18 protein-coding genes are annotated in these 17,880 nt (G+C 29.8%); 1 reads left to right on the top strand and 17 read right to left on the bottom strand.

The features are described 5' to 3' along the window. Positions 1–2 precede the first annotated feature (2 nt). The 4 genes from FYJ71_RS08320 to pssD all read right to left on the bottom strand — a co-directional run bounded on the left by FYJ71_RS08320 (position 3) and on the right by pssD (position 3,687). Positions 3–1,490, bottom strand: a complete 1,488-nt coding sequence (locus FYJ71_RS08320; protein WP_154538438.1) for a flippase — start codon at positions 1,488–1,490, stop codon at positions 3–5. 50 nt (positions 1,491–1,540) lie between these two features. After that, the gene (locus tag FYJ71_RS08315; protein ID WP_154538437.1) at positions 1,541–2,617 is read right to left on the bottom strand and encodes a glycosyltransferase family 4 protein; all 1,077 of its coding nucleotides are present in this window, start codon (positions 2,615–2,617) and stop codon (positions 1,541–1,543) included. Between the two features lie 98 nt (positions 2,618–2,715). Then, a complete protein-coding gene (pssE, locus tag FYJ71_RS08310; protein WP_154538436.1) occupies positions 2,716–3,204 on the bottom strand; it encodes a PssE/Cps14G family polysaccharide biosynthesis glycosyltransferase in 489 nt (162 codons plus the stop codon). An 18-nt stretch (positions 3,205–3,222) separates the two neighbouring features. Next, positions 3,223–3,687, bottom strand: coding sequence for a PssD/Cps14F family polysaccharide biosynthesis glycosyltransferase (gene pssD / locus FYJ71_RS08305; protein WP_154538485.1), 465 nt, complete (start codon positions 3,685–3,687; stop codon positions 3,223–3,225). Positions 3,688–3,953: 266 nt separating this feature from the next. Between pssD and FYJ71_RS08300 the strand changes: the two genes are divergently transcribed. Continuing rightward, complete coding sequence (locus FYJ71_RS08300; protein WP_154538435.1) at positions 3,954–4,463, top strand: methylated-DNA--[protein]-cysteine S-methyltransferase; 510 nt, start codon at positions 3,954–3,956, stop codon at positions 4,461–4,463. A 10-nt stretch (positions 4,464–4,473) separates the two neighbouring features. Here the strand turns inward: FYJ71_RS08300 and FYJ71_RS08295 are convergent, their stop codons facing one another. The 13 genes from FYJ71_RS08295 to FYJ71_RS08235 all read right to left on the bottom strand — a co-directional run bounded on the left by FYJ71_RS08295 (position 4,474) and on the right by FYJ71_RS08235 (position 17,056). After that, a complete protein-coding gene (locus FYJ71_RS08295; RefSeq protein ID WP_154538434.1) occupies positions 4,474–5,580 on the bottom strand; it encodes a cation diffusion facilitator family transporter in 1,107 nt (368 codons plus the stop codon). A gap of 65 nt (positions 5,581–5,645) precedes the next feature. Beyond that, positions 5,646–5,957, bottom strand: coding sequence for a DUF1904 family protein (locus FYJ71_RS08290; protein WP_154538433.1), 312 nt, complete (start codon positions 5,955–5,957; stop codon positions 5,646–5,648). A gap of 17 nt (positions 5,958–5,974) precedes the next feature. Beyond that, complete coding sequence (locus tag FYJ71_RS08285; RefSeq protein WP_154538432.1) at positions 5,975–6,226, bottom strand: glutaredoxin domain-containing protein; 252 nt, start codon at positions 6,224–6,226, stop codon at positions 5,975–5,977. Positions 6,227–6,301: 75 nt separating this feature from the next. Continuing rightward, on the bottom strand, positions 6,302–7,120 hold the full coding sequence (locus FYJ71_RS08280) for a mechanosensitive ion channel family protein (protein ID WP_154538431.1): 819 nt from the start codon (positions 7,118–7,120) through the stop codon (positions 6,302–6,304). A gap of 172 nt (positions 7,121–7,292) precedes the next feature. Beyond that, on the bottom strand, positions 7,293–8,474 hold the full coding sequence (locus FYJ71_RS08275; protein ID WP_154538430.1) for a hypothetical protein: 1,182 nt from the start codon (positions 8,472–8,474) through the stop codon (positions 7,293–7,295). Then, positions 8,464–9,333, bottom strand: a complete 870-nt coding sequence (locus FYJ71_RS08270) for an ATP-binding cassette domain-containing protein (protein WP_154538429.1) — start codon at positions 9,331–9,333, stop codon at positions 8,464–8,466. The genes FYJ71_RS08275 and FYJ71_RS08270 overlap by 11 nt, the downstream gene beginning before the upstream one ends. Before the next feature lie 400 nt (positions 9,334–9,733). Next, positions 9,734–11,377 (bottom strand): hydroxylamine reductase, encoded by a 1,644-nt coding sequence (gene hcp, locus FYJ71_RS08265; RefSeq protein ID WP_154538428.1) that lies wholly within the window; start codon positions 11,375–11,377, stop codon positions 9,734–9,736. 136 nt (positions 11,378–11,513) lie between these two features. After that, positions 11,514–12,719, bottom strand: a complete 1,206-nt coding sequence (gene hydF, locus FYJ71_RS08260) for a [FeFe] hydrogenase H-cluster maturation GTPase HydF (protein WP_154538427.1) — start codon at positions 12,717–12,719, stop codon at positions 11,514–11,516. Between the two features lie 16 nt (positions 12,720–12,735). Beyond that, positions 12,736–14,160, bottom strand: a complete 1,425-nt coding sequence (hydG, locus tag FYJ71_RS08255) for a [FeFe] hydrogenase H-cluster radical SAM maturase HydG (RefSeq protein ID WP_154538426.1) — start codon at positions 14,158–14,160, stop codon at positions 12,736–12,738. A gap of 23 nt (positions 14,161–14,183) precedes the next feature. Then, the gene (gene hydE / locus FYJ71_RS08250; protein ID WP_154538425.1) at positions 14,184–15,248 is read right to left on the bottom strand and encodes a [FeFe] hydrogenase H-cluster radical SAM maturase HydE; all 1,065 of its coding nucleotides are present in this window, start codon (positions 15,246–15,248) and stop codon (positions 14,184–14,186) included. 592 nt (positions 15,249–15,840) lie between these two features. Further along, complete coding sequence (locus FYJ71_RS08245) at positions 15,841–15,984, bottom strand: hypothetical protein (RefSeq protein ID WP_154538424.1); 144 nt, start codon at positions 15,982–15,984, stop codon at positions 15,841–15,843. 51 nt (positions 15,985–16,035) lie between these two features. Next, positions 16,036–16,317 carry a CPBP family intramembrane glutamic endopeptidase gene (locus tag FYJ71_RS10190; RefSeq protein ID WP_408634632.1) on the bottom strand — a complete coding sequence of 94 codons (282 nt, stop codon included), beginning with the start codon at positions 16,315–16,317 and terminating at the stop codon, positions 16,036–16,038. 418 nt (positions 16,318–16,735) lie between these two features. Next, positions 16,736–17,056, bottom strand: a complete 321-nt coding sequence (locus FYJ71_RS08235) for an ATP-binding cassette domain-containing protein (protein WP_154538422.1) — start codon at positions 17,054–17,056, stop codon at positions 16,736–16,738. Between the last annotated feature and the right edge of the window lie 824 nt (positions 17,057–17,880).

The following is a 17,880-nucleotide window of genomic DNA, read 5'->3' as shown; positions in this document are numbered from 1 at the left end:
CTCTACACATTTCTTACACTATTGGCTAATCTATTAGCAATTTGTCTACAATTCGTCCAAACTATTTCTTCCTTTTGAAAATACAAGGTCAAAATATATATAGCTGTATAAATAGCTCCTGAAGCTGTTATATAAACAAATAGGCTAAACATATTATTTGTGAGCAAATAGCTTTTCATCACAGCCTTTACTGCTATTAGAGCAATGGTAGATAGAGTCGATGAAATTATTATTTTTACAAAATTGCTCAGATTAAAGCATTTTAGCACGCATCTTCCAAGCCATAATACCTCACATATTATTATGCAAAATTCACCAACAACGGTTGCAACACCTGCACCTAAGGCGGCTTGCTTCGGTATTAATAAAAAATTCAATAAAATATTGACTGCAATTCCCACAAACGATGCAACGACTGTTACTTTTTCCTTTCCAATTGAAACCAAAACATTTGTTCCAAATAGAGAAGAAAATCCAACCAATAAAACTGAAATAATAGTCACCTGTATAACATTTATAGCTGGTAGGAACCCATCTCCAGCCAACAGATTTATTATTTCTCTTGCATTAATAATTATATAAACAATAAAATAAAGTGATGATAATAATACAAAGGATGAATTTTTTCTAATCATCCTATAGGCTTCATCATACTTCTTATCAGCGAAAAAATTAACCACTCTAGGCATCAGTACCGCACTTAACGCAGATACTATACCCAAGATAATCGACTTTATCCTTAAAGCCGCGGAATAATATCCAACAGCCTCATCGCCCTTCATAAGTCCAAGCATTATTACATCTGTATTGGAATAAATCATCCATGATACTGATAGCAAAAAAAATGATAAAACTGGCTTAATATGCCTCTTCAAATCTAAGTTTGAAAATCCGCCAAACTCCACATATTTTTTTAATTTCACAAAGTTCAGTAAATAAGATCCCGACCCTGCAATGACAATAGTGACTGCATATTTCAGGTAGTCCTCCCTGCTATGAACAAATGTGAACATCAGTATAACTCCGATGAACTTAAATATTATATTTCTTATAGAAATATAGTAATATTCTTCCATAGCTCTATAAAACCACTCTACCCCCAAGATATTAAGAGGTATTATCATGGACATGATGCCAATGATTTTCCAATTGCTTCTGAATTCGCCAATACAAAATGTCATTACTAACAATACAAACATACTAATTGTTCCCACTATAATATTTAATATCAGCAACTCAATAACTGTATTGGATAGCTTTTTCTTATCAATTTTATCTATTGCACAAGCCTTGACACCATAAAGAGGTATTCCAAGCATAGAAAATGTCAAAACATAATTAATAATAGAATTGGCGAAGTTTACCACTCCTGTTCCACTAGGCATCAATATTCTAGAGACATACGGAAAAGTAATTAGTGGAAATATAAATGATGACACAGAGAGAATACTATTCATCATAAAATTTACTTTTATAGATTTTTTGTTCATACCAATCTCCTAAAAAACATCTCACTACCTATCAATAACAAGTGAGCGAATCAATCGCCAAGCTCCTCATAAATAAGCCCTATTTTGCCATGCATTACTTCCCTGCTATACATTTTTTTTGCCAATACATTATTGTTATTTCCAATCTCCTTCGAAATATCAAAATTATTGGAAGCATACACAATAGCATTGACTAGCTGATCTATATTTCCCGGCTCGACAATTATTCCATTAATGTCGTTTTTTATAACCTCAGGAATAGCTCCAACAGATGTACTAATAATCATTTTTCTCGATGCCATAGCTTCCAAAATAGCCATTGGCAAACCCTCGTTATATGAAGGCAAAACCAATGTCTGACATCTTCTCAAGTATTCTATTTTTTCATCCTTTGAAATCCATCCAGTGACAGTTATATTATTAGATAAATTCCTATTTTTAACTATGTTCCTTACCTTATCAACATCACCATCTCCAGCAAGAAAAAAATGAATCGTAGGATTTGATTTCACCGATATTTCTATCGCATCAATCAAATCATATACACCCTTTCTATTTGATAGCCTTCCCAAGAAGAGAAAGCTGTGCTTGTTCTTACAATTCGGATATATGTCGTCATATTTATCTATATTTATACCGTTGTTAACGACTTCTATTTTGGAATATGGAAATATTCCAGCAAAGTATTCCTTCCATGTATCTGATAGGACAATCACCTTGTCCACCTTATTGAACATATTTTCAACTATTTTTTTCTTTTTTTGATTTAGTGAATTGTAAAAAACCTTGTATTCCGCACCATGAACATGAAGAACAACCTTTTTGTTTCTTTTCTTCAAAAAATCCACATAAATCCTTTTTCTGAAAGTTGATCCATTGCAAGCCAAATGAATATGAAAAATATCGTATTTTCTATACTCAAAGGCAAACTTTATAAATGAAACTATGGAAAAGAGAAGCCTTTTAAAAATGAATCCGTCTATATAGGAAGCATGAACATCAATTTCATATTTTTCATTCAATATATCACTATCGTACAAATCATTTATAACAGTAGACATTCCACCATTGGCATGGTAAATGCTTGGACCTATTTGAATCACTCTTTTTTTTCTATTATTTTTCAAAATACCACCTATTAATACCTATTTATAATTTATATGACATTGATATCCATATCATTCAATCGCCTACAATCAGTATCAAACTTTCAAAGCTGATACACCTACAAGGAAAACAAATCGCAAATGAATTTATCAATGTCATCTATCATTTCATCTCTATTTGACACATATTTTTTTAATACATCCTTTTGAGAATTAAGGTATACCTCCTCTAGATTTTCTAATTCTCGACACGGTATTATTACTCCCATATCACCAAGCTGATCAATAATCTGAATTTGATGATCGTCGACATGCTCATTATATTTCGACAGTCTAGGAACTGCTATAACAATCTTTTCATATTTTAAAGCCGTCATAATGCTTCCAGTTCCAGCATGTGTCAGTACCAATGATAACTTTTTTATTATCTCGTCAAATTCCAATTTTGATAAAAACCTTTTAAAGCCGTAGTTCACTGGAGTATAGCTACTATTTCCTATCTGAGCAAATACCTCATCCCGGATAACCTTTTTTTCTACTAATATATCAATTTGTTTCAACAACCTATCAAATTGATGCTTTTGAGTACCTAAAATCACAAAAATCATCTAACAAACACCTCTTTACTAATATAGCCTACCTTTATATATAGCATTTGGATAGATTTCCAACATACTTTCCCACTGTACGTAAAACCTGTCTGCATATCTATATAGTAAATTTCCAGTTTTCGTAGGTGTATTTATCTTTGCAAACGACTCTATATAAATAATTTTTGTACCAAAAAGCTTTGAGAGCAAGCAGAACGGAATCGTCGCCAAAACACCTGTACTTATGGTAACCTGAGGTCTTTCCATGACATAAATGTATATCGATTTTAAAAATATTAAAATTAATTTTATAAAAAATAATTTTTCCAATCTATTTATTTGAGGTAAATAATATGTTTTAACTCCGATATCTTCATTGTTGCCTTCTATTTTCTCTGTTATTATAAAGCCGTCATATTTTTCCATAAGTGGCCTCATCATCATTAATTGTTCAAAATGCCCTCCAGATGATGAACAAAAGCATATTTTTTTATTACTCATCATTAATTTATATCCTTACTACATACTACACACTATATCAACAAACAATACTATACACTATCTTACAATTTAAAATATTAATGATTATTTCATAATCTTTAAAACTTTTAATTTATTGATATAAGTATTATATAATTTTAATATAATGAATCTAATAATACAATATTAAATTTGATTTTTTTGTTTTTTTATTATATATTAATTTTATATACTAGAAATAGATTTGATATATTGTTGAAGCAAAAATATAAGAAGGGAGAAAGACTATGTACTACTACACAAAATACGTATCTCCCATAGGGGAATTGACTTTATTGAGTGACGGAAATGCTCTGATAGGACTATGGATAAGAGAACAAAAATATTTCGGTTCAGATTTGATGAATGCTAAATATTCAATTGAAAAGAATGACTGTGATGAAATATTGAAAAAAACAAAAAATTGGCTAGATAGGTACTTTAAAGGAGAGAAGCCTGAGGCTTGTGAGCTAAAACTTAATCCGCATGGTGGAGAGTTTAGACAAGAGGTTTGGAAAATACTGTGTGAAATCCCTTATGGAGAAACTATATCATATGGAGAAATAGCAAAACGTATAGCTGATATTAGAGGTATTAAGTCAATGTCTGCTCAAGCGGTTGGGCAAGCCGTTGGACACAATCCCATAGGAATAATAATACCTTGTCATAGAGTTATCGGAAAAAATGGAAATTTGACTGGCTATGCTGGTGGAATTGACATAAAAAAATGGCTTTTAACACACGAAAAAGCCATTTAAATATTTCATATTATTCACTGTAATCTCTATCGATATTGATAACAAATTCGATATCTGGATACACCTTATTTAAATTTTCAGTGATTCTATAAACCAGCCCATGCTGGTTTTTTTCGTCAAAATCAATAATAATATCAAAGTGCACCAGTTTTTCACTTTCCTCCACATAAAAACCATGCATTTGTAATACGGAATTATACTTTGATATCTCTTCATAAACAGAGTTCTTTATAGCCTTAGAATATTCATCCTTGACATTCGTGGCATATATCCCTATGGTCAATATTACCCCAAGCTTGTTATATGCACCTACCATAATTTTTCTCGATAATCTATCAATATCTTTTGCTGTCAAGAAATCATCAACCTCTATATGTATAGATCCAATCAATTCCTCCGGACCATAGCTATGCAAGATCAAATCATACGCACCTATAACCTCTGGAAAAGAATTTACATAATTTTTAACCTCTATTGATAAATCGTCATCTATTCTTACTCCAATGATATTGCTCAATGTATCCTGCATTATCTCATATCCTGCCTTCAATATAAAAATTGAAATAACTGCACCCAAAAATCCCTCAATGTTTATTTTGAAGAAAATACTAAACATTGCCGACACCAAAGTTCCAGTTGAGATAATTGCATCAAAGGATGCGTCTGCACCAGAAGCCGAAAGAGCACCTGATTTAAGCTCATCGCCCTTTTTTTTGAAATATTTTCCCAAAAAATACTTTGTAATGATACCCGCTATAATTACTACTATTGTTACAGTGGAAAATTTTGTCTCCGATGGGTGAATAATCTTTGACACAGATTCCTTCATTGACAGAAACCCGGCACTTAAAACAATTATTGCAATCAACGATGATGTTATATATTCCACTCTACCATGACCAAATGGATGCTTCTTATCCGCATCTCTATTTGCTATTCTAGTACCAATAATAGTAATTACAGAGGACAAAACATCACTTAGATTATTTACAGCATCCAATATAACAGAGATTGAATTTGCAATAATACCCACAATAGCTTTAAATACAACTAGCAAAATATTAGCCAAAATACCTTTATAGCTAACCATTACTATTTCCTTTGTTCTTTCATTCATACCTTAATCACTTCCTAATAAATAAAAATTCACAATACTTCGTACCACACTATACTGTGTATAATTTATTCATAATAGTTTTCTTTCTCTATATGTGTAAAATATACCTCACACTCACTGTAATCGAATTTTTTAACATGATTTTGGATTTCTTTTGCCATTTTTTCTTCTATCTCAACCCCTCTGTCAAACTGAATAACCTCTATCAGTGGGTACATTTCAAATTCTTTTCCGTCAAAGAAATACATTGTTTCAGGTACTTCGATTGTAAAATAGTCAACAGGAGTATCACTTATTTCTGCCAACCTATAAGGCAAGGAATTGCTAATCTCCTTTACATCATTTTTCTTTACACCTTTAAAAATCAACTGTGGCATATCATCCCCTCCATTTATTATAATTTACCATTTAATATTTCGTCTTGAAAATATATTTTTCCATTATCAACCAAACACGGTATTCCTACAAAATTTTCCTTTTTTATATCATCAAAAGCATCTTCGTTATCCCTTAGATACAAAAACTCCTTTAGGTTTGATATAGAATCCGTTATATTTACAAATTCAAAGTCAATATTATTGTTTTGTAAAAATTCTATAACTGGCGGACAATCCGGACAAAGATAGCTTCCATACAATTTCTTCATAATTAAACCTCCTGTTCAACTAAAAAGCAAAAATACTTTTATACGAGCATACTGCTTAGTATTTACTTTTTAATCCTATAACTGTGTCATAATATTTACATTTGCCATTTTTATTCCATTGTTGTCAAATTCTTTTTTGAATTTTTCCATAAGACTGTAGTAAGTATTCCAATAATCGTCTGTTTTGACCCAAGGCTTTGCAATAAATTTTATCATATTATTATTCATAGAATCAACACCGATTAATGGCTCCGGACTGCTCAATATCCTCTTTTCATACTCGAAAATACTATTTGCTATGGAATACAAGTCTTTTATTTCTGTATTATAATCTACATAAAAGACGAAATCAATCCTTCTTACATTTTGAGAAGTGTAATTTATGACTGGATTTGTAGTCAATTGGAAATTCGGCAAAATAATATGTTTATTATCAACAGTCTTTAATGTAGTGGAAAAAATTTGTATACTTTCCACAGTTCCCTCATTTTCTTCACACTTTATATAATCTCCAACATCAAACGGCTTAAAAAACAGAATAATCATGCTAGAGCCAAAGTTTGACAGCACTTCCTTAAATGCCAAACCTATACTGAATCCAGCCGCTCCCAGCATAGCCGCCAAAGAAGTAGTATTCACACCAAGACCGCCCAATGCTTGCATAAACGCAAATATAATTATTATAAATTGTACAAAGTTTATCATAAACCCTACCAAACCAGTGCTACTTTTGTATTTTGATAGAGCCTTATTCAATATTTTTTTTACAATTTTTGCAATTATTATACCTATAATTATCGTAATAATGGCGACGATTATCGATGGTATTTTATCTACAAATACACCCATATACTTGTTCATTATACTCGTCTGCTTTTCTATTGATTCTTCCATAAACACCTCCATTAAAACTTCAATGTATAGGTACTATTATACAACACTTTATTAATAAATGTAAAACTATCTACAATTAATTAATTTAGGATATCAACAAAAATACATTTCTGTATCAACAAATAAAGTTATATCAAATTGACAAAGAAATATTAATTATAGAATTCATGTATTACGCCTTCCTTTTTGTAAAATTCAAAATAAGTAGTCCCGTACAAATAATAACTACATTCAAAATGCAGATACTAAATATTTTTAATGTGTGTATACCAAACCAGTTATAAACCTGCTGAGAGATTAAATTAAAATTAAATAAAGCTCCATTGGCTGGAAGAATACCAGCAAATTTCCTTATGAAAAATGGCAACTTATCAATCATTGGGGCTAATACCTGAGTAGCAGTTATAAGTACGTTATATACCAATGATGTTATTGACTTTTTGCAATGCCTATTTACAATCATTGAAATAGTAGAAATAGACAGTATAGATGTTAAGCCAGATATATATTGGTACACAAAAGACTCAAAAAAGCTATAATTATGAATTGATAATAAATACGCACTTGAAATTTGAATTGGCAATTCATAATCCAGATAGAAATATTTATTAAAAGCTATAAATATCCCCCAAACCAAAATAGTATATACAATAAACAAAATAAGGTATACAGATTTTATTTTATTATTAACTACTTTTTTTAAGACTTTGCCTTTGAACGACTGCAATACTTCTGACATCCCAGTTTCAGATTCATAAGTAAATATTTGTGAAGACATTAATATTGCCAAAATCATTACTACAATCGTTATTGCTCGTATATTTTCAAATAACCTTATCCATCCTTCATGGAAACCATATTTAATTGGAGTTTTTAATGCTTTGGCATATTTCAAAATATCCTTTTTTTCCCAATCATCAAACATTTTTACACTATAATACAAGTTAAGATGACCCTCAACCACTTCTACTCTCTTATCATAAAAATCATCTGCATTAGTAATCTTTTTCAAATTATCTTTATCAAATATCTTTGGTGGAGAATATGCCATTATTAATAAAGAAAGTATTCCTGGGTACTTATCCTCCATATTTGAATAAACATCTTCGTTATCATTTTTTTTAAAATAGTTCAATGCTGAATTTAATAAATTTGAATCCAATACCTCAAATCTGGACATATTCTGCTTTTCATATTTAATTGCTTCTGTTCCATGAATAAGATTACCATTTTTGTCTAAAGTCTCATAATTTTTTATAGTCAAAACAGGAGAAACTATAGACAAAATAAATATTAATACCATCACAACAAAAAAACTGGAACTACTAAATATTTTTTTGATTTCATATTTCATTTTCTACATCCTCACTAAAATTCACATAATATATATCTTCCAATTTTAATCTATCCTCAACTGCGTCATCCAATGGCTTGTTGTTCGAAATAATTCTAAGTTCATAGCCTGCATCACATTTATGCATATTGGATACAAGAAATTTTGAATCAATATCTTCTGCAGAATTAATATCTTTGGCATAATATTTATATGCTTTCATTGGATATTTATCTAAAATATCATTTTCTTCACCTTGAATTATTATCTTTCCATCCTTTAAAATAAATATTTTATTGGACGAATCCTGCAAGTCTGAAACGATATGAGTAGACAATAAAACAATACTATGTTCAGACAAGCTAGTTAGATATCTTCTAAATTTTACCCTCTCTTTAGGATCCAAGCCTGTCGTTGGTTCATCCAAAATGATTATATATGGATCAAATAAAGTTGCTTGAGCCAACCCAACTCTTCTTAACTGCCCACCTGACAATTTTTTTAGCTTTACTTTCTCAAGTCCATTCAGCGAAAATATTTCTATTTTATCTTCCACTTCTTTTTTTATTACACTTTTCTTAATTTTTTTTAATTCCATTTTTAATTCGGCAATATAGTATAAAAATTCTTTTACACTCATTTCTGGATATCCTTTAAAATTTTGCGGAAGATATCCTATGATAATATCTCTATCAGCTCCAACTATTTTTATCTCGCCTGAAAACGGCTTTAATTCACCAATAATTAACTTAAAAAGCGTTGTTTTTCCTACTCCATTTGCTCCCAAAAAACCATTTATCCCTTTATTGATTTCAAAATCGATATCATCTAAAATTACTCTATCTCCATATTTAATTTTAATATTTTTTCCTGTAATCATAAAAACATCTCCTTATATAAAAAATGCTATTGACACGACATACTGTCTAAATAACGCTGAAAAAAATAAGAACCGTCATAAGATTCAATGACCTTGCCTGTTCCAAACTCATAAAAATAGTTTTTAAACTCTGTATTAAACAGACAACCAAACATATTGATATAATCATAATTTTGCAATTGTTCAAAATAATTTGATACATTATACATTATAATCTCCCCCCTTAATACAATATATGCATATATCGCATTTATTATATCATTTTTTGAATTTTTATTCAATTTCTTTATATACTTTTTTGTTTTATGTTAATTAATATAAGACAAAAAAGTATATAAAGAAATAGCTGGAGAGTAATCTCCAGCTATTATACATAATATTTAAAATATTTACAAATATACTATCCTAAAAACTTAACCAAATCTTCATCTGCTGTTCCAATTCCTGCTATTCCAAAGTTTTCAACCAATACATTTGCAACATTAGCTGACAGGAATCCTGGAAGTGTTGGTCCAAGATGAATATTCTTAACACCCAGGTACAATAATGCTAAAAGAACTATCACAGCCTTTTGTTCATACCAAGCTATATTGTATACGATTGGCAATTCGTTTATATCTTCTAAACCAAATACCTCTTTAAGCTTTAATGCTATTACAGCTAGTGAATATGAGTCATTACACTGACCTGCATCTAAAACTCTCGGTATACCGTTAATATCACCTAAATTTAGTTTATTATATCTATATTTTGCACAACCAGCAGTCAATATTACTGTATCCTTTGGCAATTTTTCAGCAAATTCTGTGTAGTAGCTTCTACCTTTCATTCTACCATCGCAACCACCCATTACAAAGAACTTCTTGATTGCACCAGTCTTAACAGCATCGACAACTTGATCAGCCAGTTCTATTACCTGATTGTGAGCAAATCCACCAACAATGCTTCCTGATTCGATTTCCTGTGGAGCTGGCAATGTCTTAGCCATCTCTATAATAGCAGAGAAATCTTTTTTTCCGTCTTCATCAGCTACAATATGTTGACATCCAGGATAACCGGATGCACCTGTTGTAAATATTCTATTTCTTACTTCTTCACTCTTTGGAGGAACTATACAGTTTGTTGTAAATAAAATAGGTCCATTAAATGTAACAAATTCAGTCGTTTGCTGCCACCAAGCATTTCCATAATTTCCAACAAAGTTATCATATTTCTTAAAAGCTGGATAATAATGAGCTGGCAACATTTCTCCATGTGTATAAACATCCACACCAGTACCCTTTGTCTGTTCTAACAGTTGTTCCAAATCTGTCAAGTCATGTCCAGAAATCAAAATAGCTGGATTGTTTCTTGTTCCAATATTAACTGTTGTAATTTCAGGATTACCATACTTTGATGTATTGGCATTATCCAAAAGCGCCATAACCTTAACACCATACTCACCAGTTTCTAATGTCAATGCAACCAATTCATCTACGCTAAGTGAATCATCCAATGTTTTTGACAATGCCTTGTATGTATATTCATACACAGAATTATCTTCCAAGCCTATGTTTAATGCGTGCTCAGCATATGCTGCCATTCCCTTTAATCCATAAATATTTAATTCTCTTAAAGATCTAACATCTTCATTTTCAGTAGATAGTACTCCTACATTTTTTGCTTTTTCAAGCATTTCTTCTCTGTTAGATACTTCAAAAGTAACAGAATCATGAGGATTTGAAATATTGACCTTTCTTGCCAATTCATTTCTAATTCCTATCATTTTATTTATCTGATTTTCAATTGCGGCTTCATCAAAATTTGCATTAGTTATTGTTATAAAAAGACTTGTAATAACCTCTTTATTTATATTGGAAATTTCTGCAACATCTACATTTCCTTTTACCACGACTTCGGCTATGCCCTTAGTCACATATACCAATAAATCCTGCAAAGCTGCCACTGTTGGATTCTTCCCACATACTCCTACTTTTGTACATCCTGTTCCCTTTGCTGTTTCTTGACATTGATAACAAAACATACTTGCTGTAATATCCTTCATAAACTGTACCTCCGATTTCTTTGTTTTTATACTAATAATTTATTTTTCATAACATCTTGAGTACATTATATTATTAATAAAGGACTTTGTATGTTGTTTAAACAACGATTATTTTTTTTGTGGAGAATTTTTTAATTTATTTCAATACACCAGACAAATCTATTCGCTCGGATGCTCCAGTCAATTTTGCTATTGCAATACCATAGTTTGTAATTGGAACACCTGCATCCCTTGCAATTTTAATTCTAGACAAAACGTGCTTCCTATTAAACATACACGCTCCACAATGTATTATAAGATCATACCTCGAAATATCGTCAGGAAAGTCATTTCCAGAACAAATATCTATGCCAATGTCTTTATCTATTACATTTCTCAATAGTCTTGGAATTTTTATTCTACCTATATCCTCCTCCAGAGGCTTATGTGTACATGATTCTGCAATCAAAACCTTTGATTTACTATCCAAAAAATCCAAAGCCTTTGCACCTTCTATAAAAGTACCGATATCTCCCTTGTATCTTGAAAATAGTATTGAAAATGTGGTAATAATTGTGTTTTTTGGTTTTTTTTCATAAATTTTATCTACGACCTGAGAATCTGTAATGATAAGTCTAGGCTCTTTATTTAAAATGGATATTACTTCGTCGATTTGATCTGAATTTATACATATTACCATACATTTATTGTCCAATAAATCTCTAATCATTTGAACCTGTGGAAGTATAAGTCTTCCTCTCGGTGCCTGAATATCTTGAGGCATAACCAGCAACACCAAATCGTCTTTTGAAACCAAATGTGCACATAAAGTCGTTTCTTCAACCAGATTTTCACCTATAGAAGCTATTTTTTCATACAAATAATCTATTCCTTCTCCATCCTTTGCACTGACAACAATAGGGTTTTGGTCGAAATTTTCCTCTATTTTCTTCTCCAAGTAGGCGATATACGAATGGTCAAAGACGTCGACTTTATTGATAGCTATAATAAATGGTATTGAATTTTCGCTGAACTTATTTACCCATTTTTTTTCTTCGACAAAATCATCATCACATATCAGCAAAACTGCTATATCGGTTTTTCTAATAGCTTTCTCTGTCAATTTTATCCTTTTTTCTCCAAGTATTGATACATCATCAAATCCTGGAGTATCAATGATAACACAGGCACCTATTTTATTTATTTCAGTCGTTTTGTACACTATATCAGTAGTAGTCCCTGCAACATCTGACACTATTGCTATATCCTGCTTCAAAAGAGTGTTTACAACTGACGATTTACCTGTGTTGGTTTTTCCAAAAAAAGAAATATGTACTCTATTTGCCAAAGGTGTGGAATTCATAAATAACCTCCTTAATCTAGAATCTAAAATCCCTTTCTCCATGTTCTAGTTGGTTCAAATAATCCATAGTAATAGATTTAACCTTATCACTTCTTATCCTATCAATTTCTTTTTTTATCACAAAATCTCCAACTTCAGAGGTATCATTTGATGCATAATCCAATAAATACTCCTTTAAGGTAATAAGAGAGTTTGGTTGACATACATTTCCAATTTGACCTGATTTTGCCAGACGCATAAAGCGATCTCCAGTTCTACCCTCTCTGTAGCAAGCAGTACAAAAACTAGGTACGTATCCCAATTTCAACAGCCAGTTTATAATTTCATCCAAAGTTCTCTTATCATTTGTATCGAACTGAGAAGAGTTTTCTTCTATCGATTCTTTTTCAACATACCCACCAACACTTGTCGATGATCCACCACTAATTTGCGAAACACCGATTTCTAATACTTCTTTTCGAGATTTTTCCGATTCTCTAGTAGATATTATTATACCTGTATAAGGTGCCGTAATACGTACCAATGCTACTATTTTCTTGAAAATTTTATCATTTACAGCGTTTGGAAATTCGTCCAAATCAATATCATCTGCAGGTCTTATTCTAGGAATGCTGATTGTATGAGGACCAACTCCAAACCTTGCTTCAAGATGCTCGGCGTGCATCATAAGTCCGATAAAATCATAAAGATAGTCATACAATCCAAACAGCACTCCTATACCAACGTCATCTATACCAGCTTCCATAGCCCTATCCATAGCTTCTGTATGATAATCGTAGTCATGCTTTGGACCTTTGGGATGAATACGCTCATAGGTTTCCTTATGATATGTTTCTTGGAATAAAATATATGTACCTATCCCAGCATCCTTCAATTTTTTATAATTTTCTACTGTAGTCGCTGCGATATTTACGTTTACTCGCCTTATTTCTCCATTTTTATGTTTTATGCTGTATATAGTTTTTATGCTCTCTAAAACATACTCAATTGGAGAATTTATCGGATCTTCTCCTGTTTCCAAAGCCAATCTCTTATGCCCCATATCTTGCAATGCCATTACCTCTTTTATAATATCATCCTGAGTTAGCTTTTTGCGATTTATCAATTTGTTCTTCGTGTGATATGGACAGTAAGAACATGAATTTACACAATAATTGGACAGATACAACGGAGCAAACATAACTATTCTATTTCCATATATCTTCTCTTTTATTTGCTTTGCCAATAGAAAAATATCGTTCCATACCGATTGATCATCACACTCTAACAAAAGTGCCGCTTCTCTGTGAGAAATACCATTCATCAGTCTTGCCTTTGATAATATCACTTCTATCATTTTTTTGTTGCCACAATTTTTTTTTGCAAATGAAATTGTATCCAATATTTCCTTATCGTTGATAAATTCCATTGCTTTTGATGATTTACTGTTGTACTCAACCATTTTTGTAACCTCCCCAATATTATTTATCTTGGAATCCTGTCTATAGACAGTAAATAATCCTCTAATTTTTTTCTTTCTTTTTTTGGCTCCAGTGTCTCTATATCATTTGGATATATTTCATATAGCTTTAAATATTTTTGAGGTGTAAGCTTGTTCATTATTACATTTGCACCACATTCAAAAACATTTCTTTTTTCATCGGAATCAATCACACCGAGAGAAGTAGTTGCTGGCAAATTTGCAAATGGAAGCAATATCCTTGTAATTGCTACAGATCTTTTCGTAAGCTCTATACTACCATGTTCTTTTTCTTTTAATTCAGTTTCTGGATGAGGAATAAACGGTCCAATGCCTGCCATATCACATTTTAAATTCTTTAATAGTAGGATATCTCTGGCAATGGTCGTATTTGTTTGATTTGGTAACCCTATCATAAAACCACTTCCGGTCTCGTAATTTAGTAGCTTCAGGCTTTCCAAACATTTAATTCTAGATGATAGATTTCCACAGGGATGAAGTAATGAATAAATCCTATCATCAGATGTTTCGTGCTTAAGCAAATAGCGATCTGCTCCACATTTTTTCAAATATTTTAATGACTCGAAATCCAGCTCTCCACAGCTCAGTGTTATTTTAATTTCTGCATTAGACTTTATTCTTTTTATTATATTTCCAAGTATCTCCCTTGAATAATATGGATCTTCACCAGATTGAAGAACTACCGTTTTATAACCAATTTCATATGCTTTTACGCCAACATCCACTATTTCATCTACACTCATCCTATACCTTGAAGCCTTTTTATTATTCTTATTTAAGCCACAATACTTACATTGCCTTTTACAAAAATTTGAAAACTCGATTATACCTCTAATATCGACATATTTGCCATGTGTATATTGATTGATTCTATTTGCACAGGAAAAAATATCGTCAAAATCATCCATTTCCAATAATTGCATAATAAAACTATCATCAACCAAGCCATCAATAAATCTTTCAGAAATACGCTTATTTATAATCGTATCGTTTATTATATTTTTAATACAATTCGTTTTTTCATTTATCAATTTTTTGGAATATTTCATATAAAATACCTCTTGAGTAATAAAAATCGCTAAAATTTTATAAAAATTGACGAAATAAAGATCGAAAAAAATAATATTATTTTATTATTTATCAAATTTTTCAAAAAAATCTAACAAATAATTTTATAAATAAAAAGATAAATAATAAACTTTCACACATTTCATCTCAGATCTCTCTTTAATGTCAGATGTAAAATTTTAGCACAACTAATCTCACAATATTATAATATAATTTGCGCTGTTTTTTCAATAGAAGAATACAAATTATACATAATATTTTCACGCTGTTAATTTGAAAAATAAATTATAGTAAAAAAATACATTTTTTTATGTTGGGCATATGCGTTCAAATTAAAAAATAGTTCTCAAAAACTTTAGAATTCTGCAACTTTGGATGACAAACTTGAGGAATAAACTCAAGTGGAGATTTGTTTAATAAAATTCTCAGTAAACTAAAAACTTATTCTTCTTTTAAAAAACAAAGGATTTAAAGAAATATTCAAAAGAATTTAATAGATTTACACATATTAGAAATAGATTTCTATTATCTAAAAATGAAATTTCCACCACAATTACTTAAGGGGCTTTTGGGTCAGCCCCTATAAGTTATTATTGGACTACAAACATATTTGGTAATCGTATCACAAACCTTACCTGTTATCTTTGGTAACCCACTAACTGTTGTTCTTGGTTCTGTTTTTCTTATATCTATATCAAAATCCTCATATTTTCCCATTATATTTCCCTCCTTAATAGTACGCTCTCATCTTTTGAAGTAAATATATAATCACAAACTGTATAATATATATAGTATATTAACAAGTAAATTATTTAAGCAATGAATTAATATGCTAACAAATATAGACCTAGTTTTATAGTAAGAATAACTCAACACTAATCCCATTAAAAAATACATTATAAAAGACGTAATGTTATTTGGTATATGTGCTATACAAAATAATAAACTACTAACAAAAATAGAAATTTTTTTAAATTCAAACAAACTTCCTATTATTATATATCTGTATACTAGCTCTTCTAAAATTGGCATATATATTGACATAAACATTATTATTTGTAATATACTAAAATCATTAATATACTGTTTTATAATTTCATCATTTTGTACTTTTCCTGTTTCAACACATAATAAAATTAAATAAGATGTATAGACTATTATTCTTAATAAAATAACTCCTATTAAAATATATACTATTTCCTTTTTACATAGACTAAATTTAATTATATTATTTTTGTATAAGCTTCTGAATATTATATATAAAATTATTGATAATACAAGCAAAAATATTACCTCATTTATTCCACTTATACTTTCTGTAAGTACTAGTTGATTATTAATAAATTTCATCTGAAAAATTGGACTCATAAGTGGATACAATATAAATAACACGATAATAAATTTGTTAATATTATTTTTTTTCATATAATTTTTCCCCCTCTTTTTTATATGATTTTAATTTTATTTTTTATATATTTTCATACAAATCTATATATACTCTACACCTATCTAGTAATTCATTATGCTTACCTTCATCTACTATTTTTCCTTTATCCATTACTATTATATTTACATCCTTTTCTACAATCTTCTTAAACCTATGTATTACTATTATCGAAATTTTCTTATCCATATATCTCATATACTCTTCTTCAATATCATTCTCTGTTATTACATCTAGCGCTGAGTTTGGCTCATCTAGAATAAACACACTAGCATTTTTAAAAAAGGTTCTTGCAATAGCTATTTTTTGCCATTGACCTTCAGATATTTGTGAGCCTTTTGTCATATATATTACTATCCTCAAAATCCTTTAAACTCAGTTCACTTGTTTTATCTAAAATTTTTTTATTTTTCTATTTAAAATTATTTTAATTTTAGCATTATAAATATCAATCATATTATCTTTTAAAACAGTAAATAAATCCAAAAGAATATATGTTGCTAATAACATTAATATGTACTTAAAATCATCAACATCATTTTGTATTTTATTCAAAACTGACTGCATTATAGTCAGTGATAACGCTGGTATTAGAGAACTTATAATTGTATCTATACTCATAATAAAAATATTTTTTTATCAGTTTCTAATAGTATTTTTATTATTTTCTTTAAATTACTTATCTCATTATATTTATTCATAGATTAACTCCACCTGCTCAACTATTTATTAATTAATATTTTAACATCTCAATTGTAGCATATTGCATTTAAATCCTCAAGTACCTTTTTCAGATTTTTCATTTTTTTTTATTATTTCATAAGATTTCATTTATCAGTATTTTAATACTTACATAAAAAAACATTTCACCTTAAATGCAAAAAAATTCTGTTTTTTCAAAAAAATACAATATTTATGATAAAGTATTTAAATAGGTATTTTTATGGAGCTAACAATATCAAAGTCAAATAGTGCAGAATATGTGTATATAGCAAAATCTTTTAGAAATGAATACTGAAAAATACATCAAAAATAATAGAAAAATCGGTAACTATGGAAAGTCTATTATCTCGATACGATAATAACAGAGAAAAAATAATTGATTAGATTTAATATAGGTTATCTTTTTAATAATTTAATAACATAAACTAACGCAAATAAAAATCGGT

The sequence above is a fragment of the Peptostreptococcus porci genome, from assembly GCF_009695815.1.
In the GTDB taxonomy this organism is placed as follows: domain Bacteria; phylum Bacillota; class Clostridia; order Peptostreptococcales; family Peptostreptococcaceae; genus Peptostreptococcus; species Peptostreptococcus porci.
Note: the sequence above shows the minus strand (reverse complement) of the source record. Positions and strands in the feature narration are given on the sequence as shown.

Bases quoted from the DNA above. Each gene is read 5' to 3' on its own strand.
- FYJ71_RS08275 (WP_154538430.1), bottom strand. From the start codon at position 8,474: ATGAAATATGAAATCAAAAAAATATTTAGTAGTTCCAGTTTTTTTGTT.
- hydG (WP_154538426.1), bottom strand. From the start codon at position 14,160: ATGGTTGAGTACAACAGTAAATCATCAAAAGCAATGGAATTTATCAAC.
- pssD (WP_154538485.1), bottom strand. From the start codon at position 3,687: ATGAGTAATAAAAAAATATGCTTTTGTTCATCATCTGGAGGGCATTTT.
- hydF (WP_154538427.1), bottom strand. From the start codon at position 12,719: ATGAATTCCACACCTTTGGCAAATAGAGTACATATTTCTTTTTTTGGA.
- pssE (WP_154538436.1), bottom strand. From the start codon at position 3,204: ATGATTTTTGTGATTTTAGGTACTCAAAAGCATCAATTTGATAGGTTG.
- FYJ71_RS08285 (WP_154538432.1), bottom strand. From the start codon at position 6,226: ATGAAGAAATTGTATGGAAGCTATCTTTGTCCGGATTGTCCGCCAGTT.
- FYJ71_RS08300 (WP_154538435.1), top strand. From the start codon at position 3,954: ATGTACTACTACACAAAATACGTATCTCCCATAGGGGAATTGACTTTA.
- hydE (WP_154538425.1), bottom strand. From the start codon at position 15,248: ATGAAATATTCCAAAAAATTGATAAATGAAAAAACGAATTGTATTAAA.
- FYJ71_RS08280 (WP_154538431.1), bottom strand. From the start codon at position 7,120: ATGGAAGAATCAATAGAAAAGCAGACGAGTATAATGAACAAGTATATG.
- FYJ71_RS08295 (WP_154538434.1), bottom strand. From the start codon at position 5,580: ATGAATGAAAGAACAAAGGAAATAGTAATGGTTAGCTATAAAGGTATT.
- FYJ71_RS08235 (WP_154538422.1), bottom strand. From the start codon at position 17,056: ATGACAAAAGGCTCACAAATATCTGAAGGTCAATGGCAAAAAATAGCT.
- FYJ71_RS08270 (WP_154538429.1), bottom strand. From the start codon at position 9,333: ATGATTACAGGAAAAAATATTAAAATTAAATATGGAGATAGAGTAATT.
- FYJ71_RS08290 (WP_154538433.1), bottom strand. From the start codon at position 5,957: ATGCCACAGTTGATTTTTAAAGGTGTAAAGAAAAATGATGTAAAGGAG.
- FYJ71_RS08245 (WP_154538424.1), bottom strand. From the start codon at position 15,984: ATGGGAAAATATGAGGATTTTGATATAGATATAAGAAAAACAGAACCA.
- FYJ71_RS10190 (WP_408634632.1), bottom strand. From the start codon at position 16,317: ATGTTTATGTCAATATATATGCCAATTTTAGAAGAGCTAGTATACAGA.
- hcp (WP_154538428.1), bottom strand. From the start codon at position 11,377: ATGAAGGATATTACAGCAAGTATGTTTTGTTATCAATGTCAAGAAACA.
- FYJ71_RS08320 (WP_154538438.1), bottom strand. From the start codon at position 1,490: ATGAACAAAAAATCTATAAAAGTAAATTTTATGATGAATAGTATTCTC.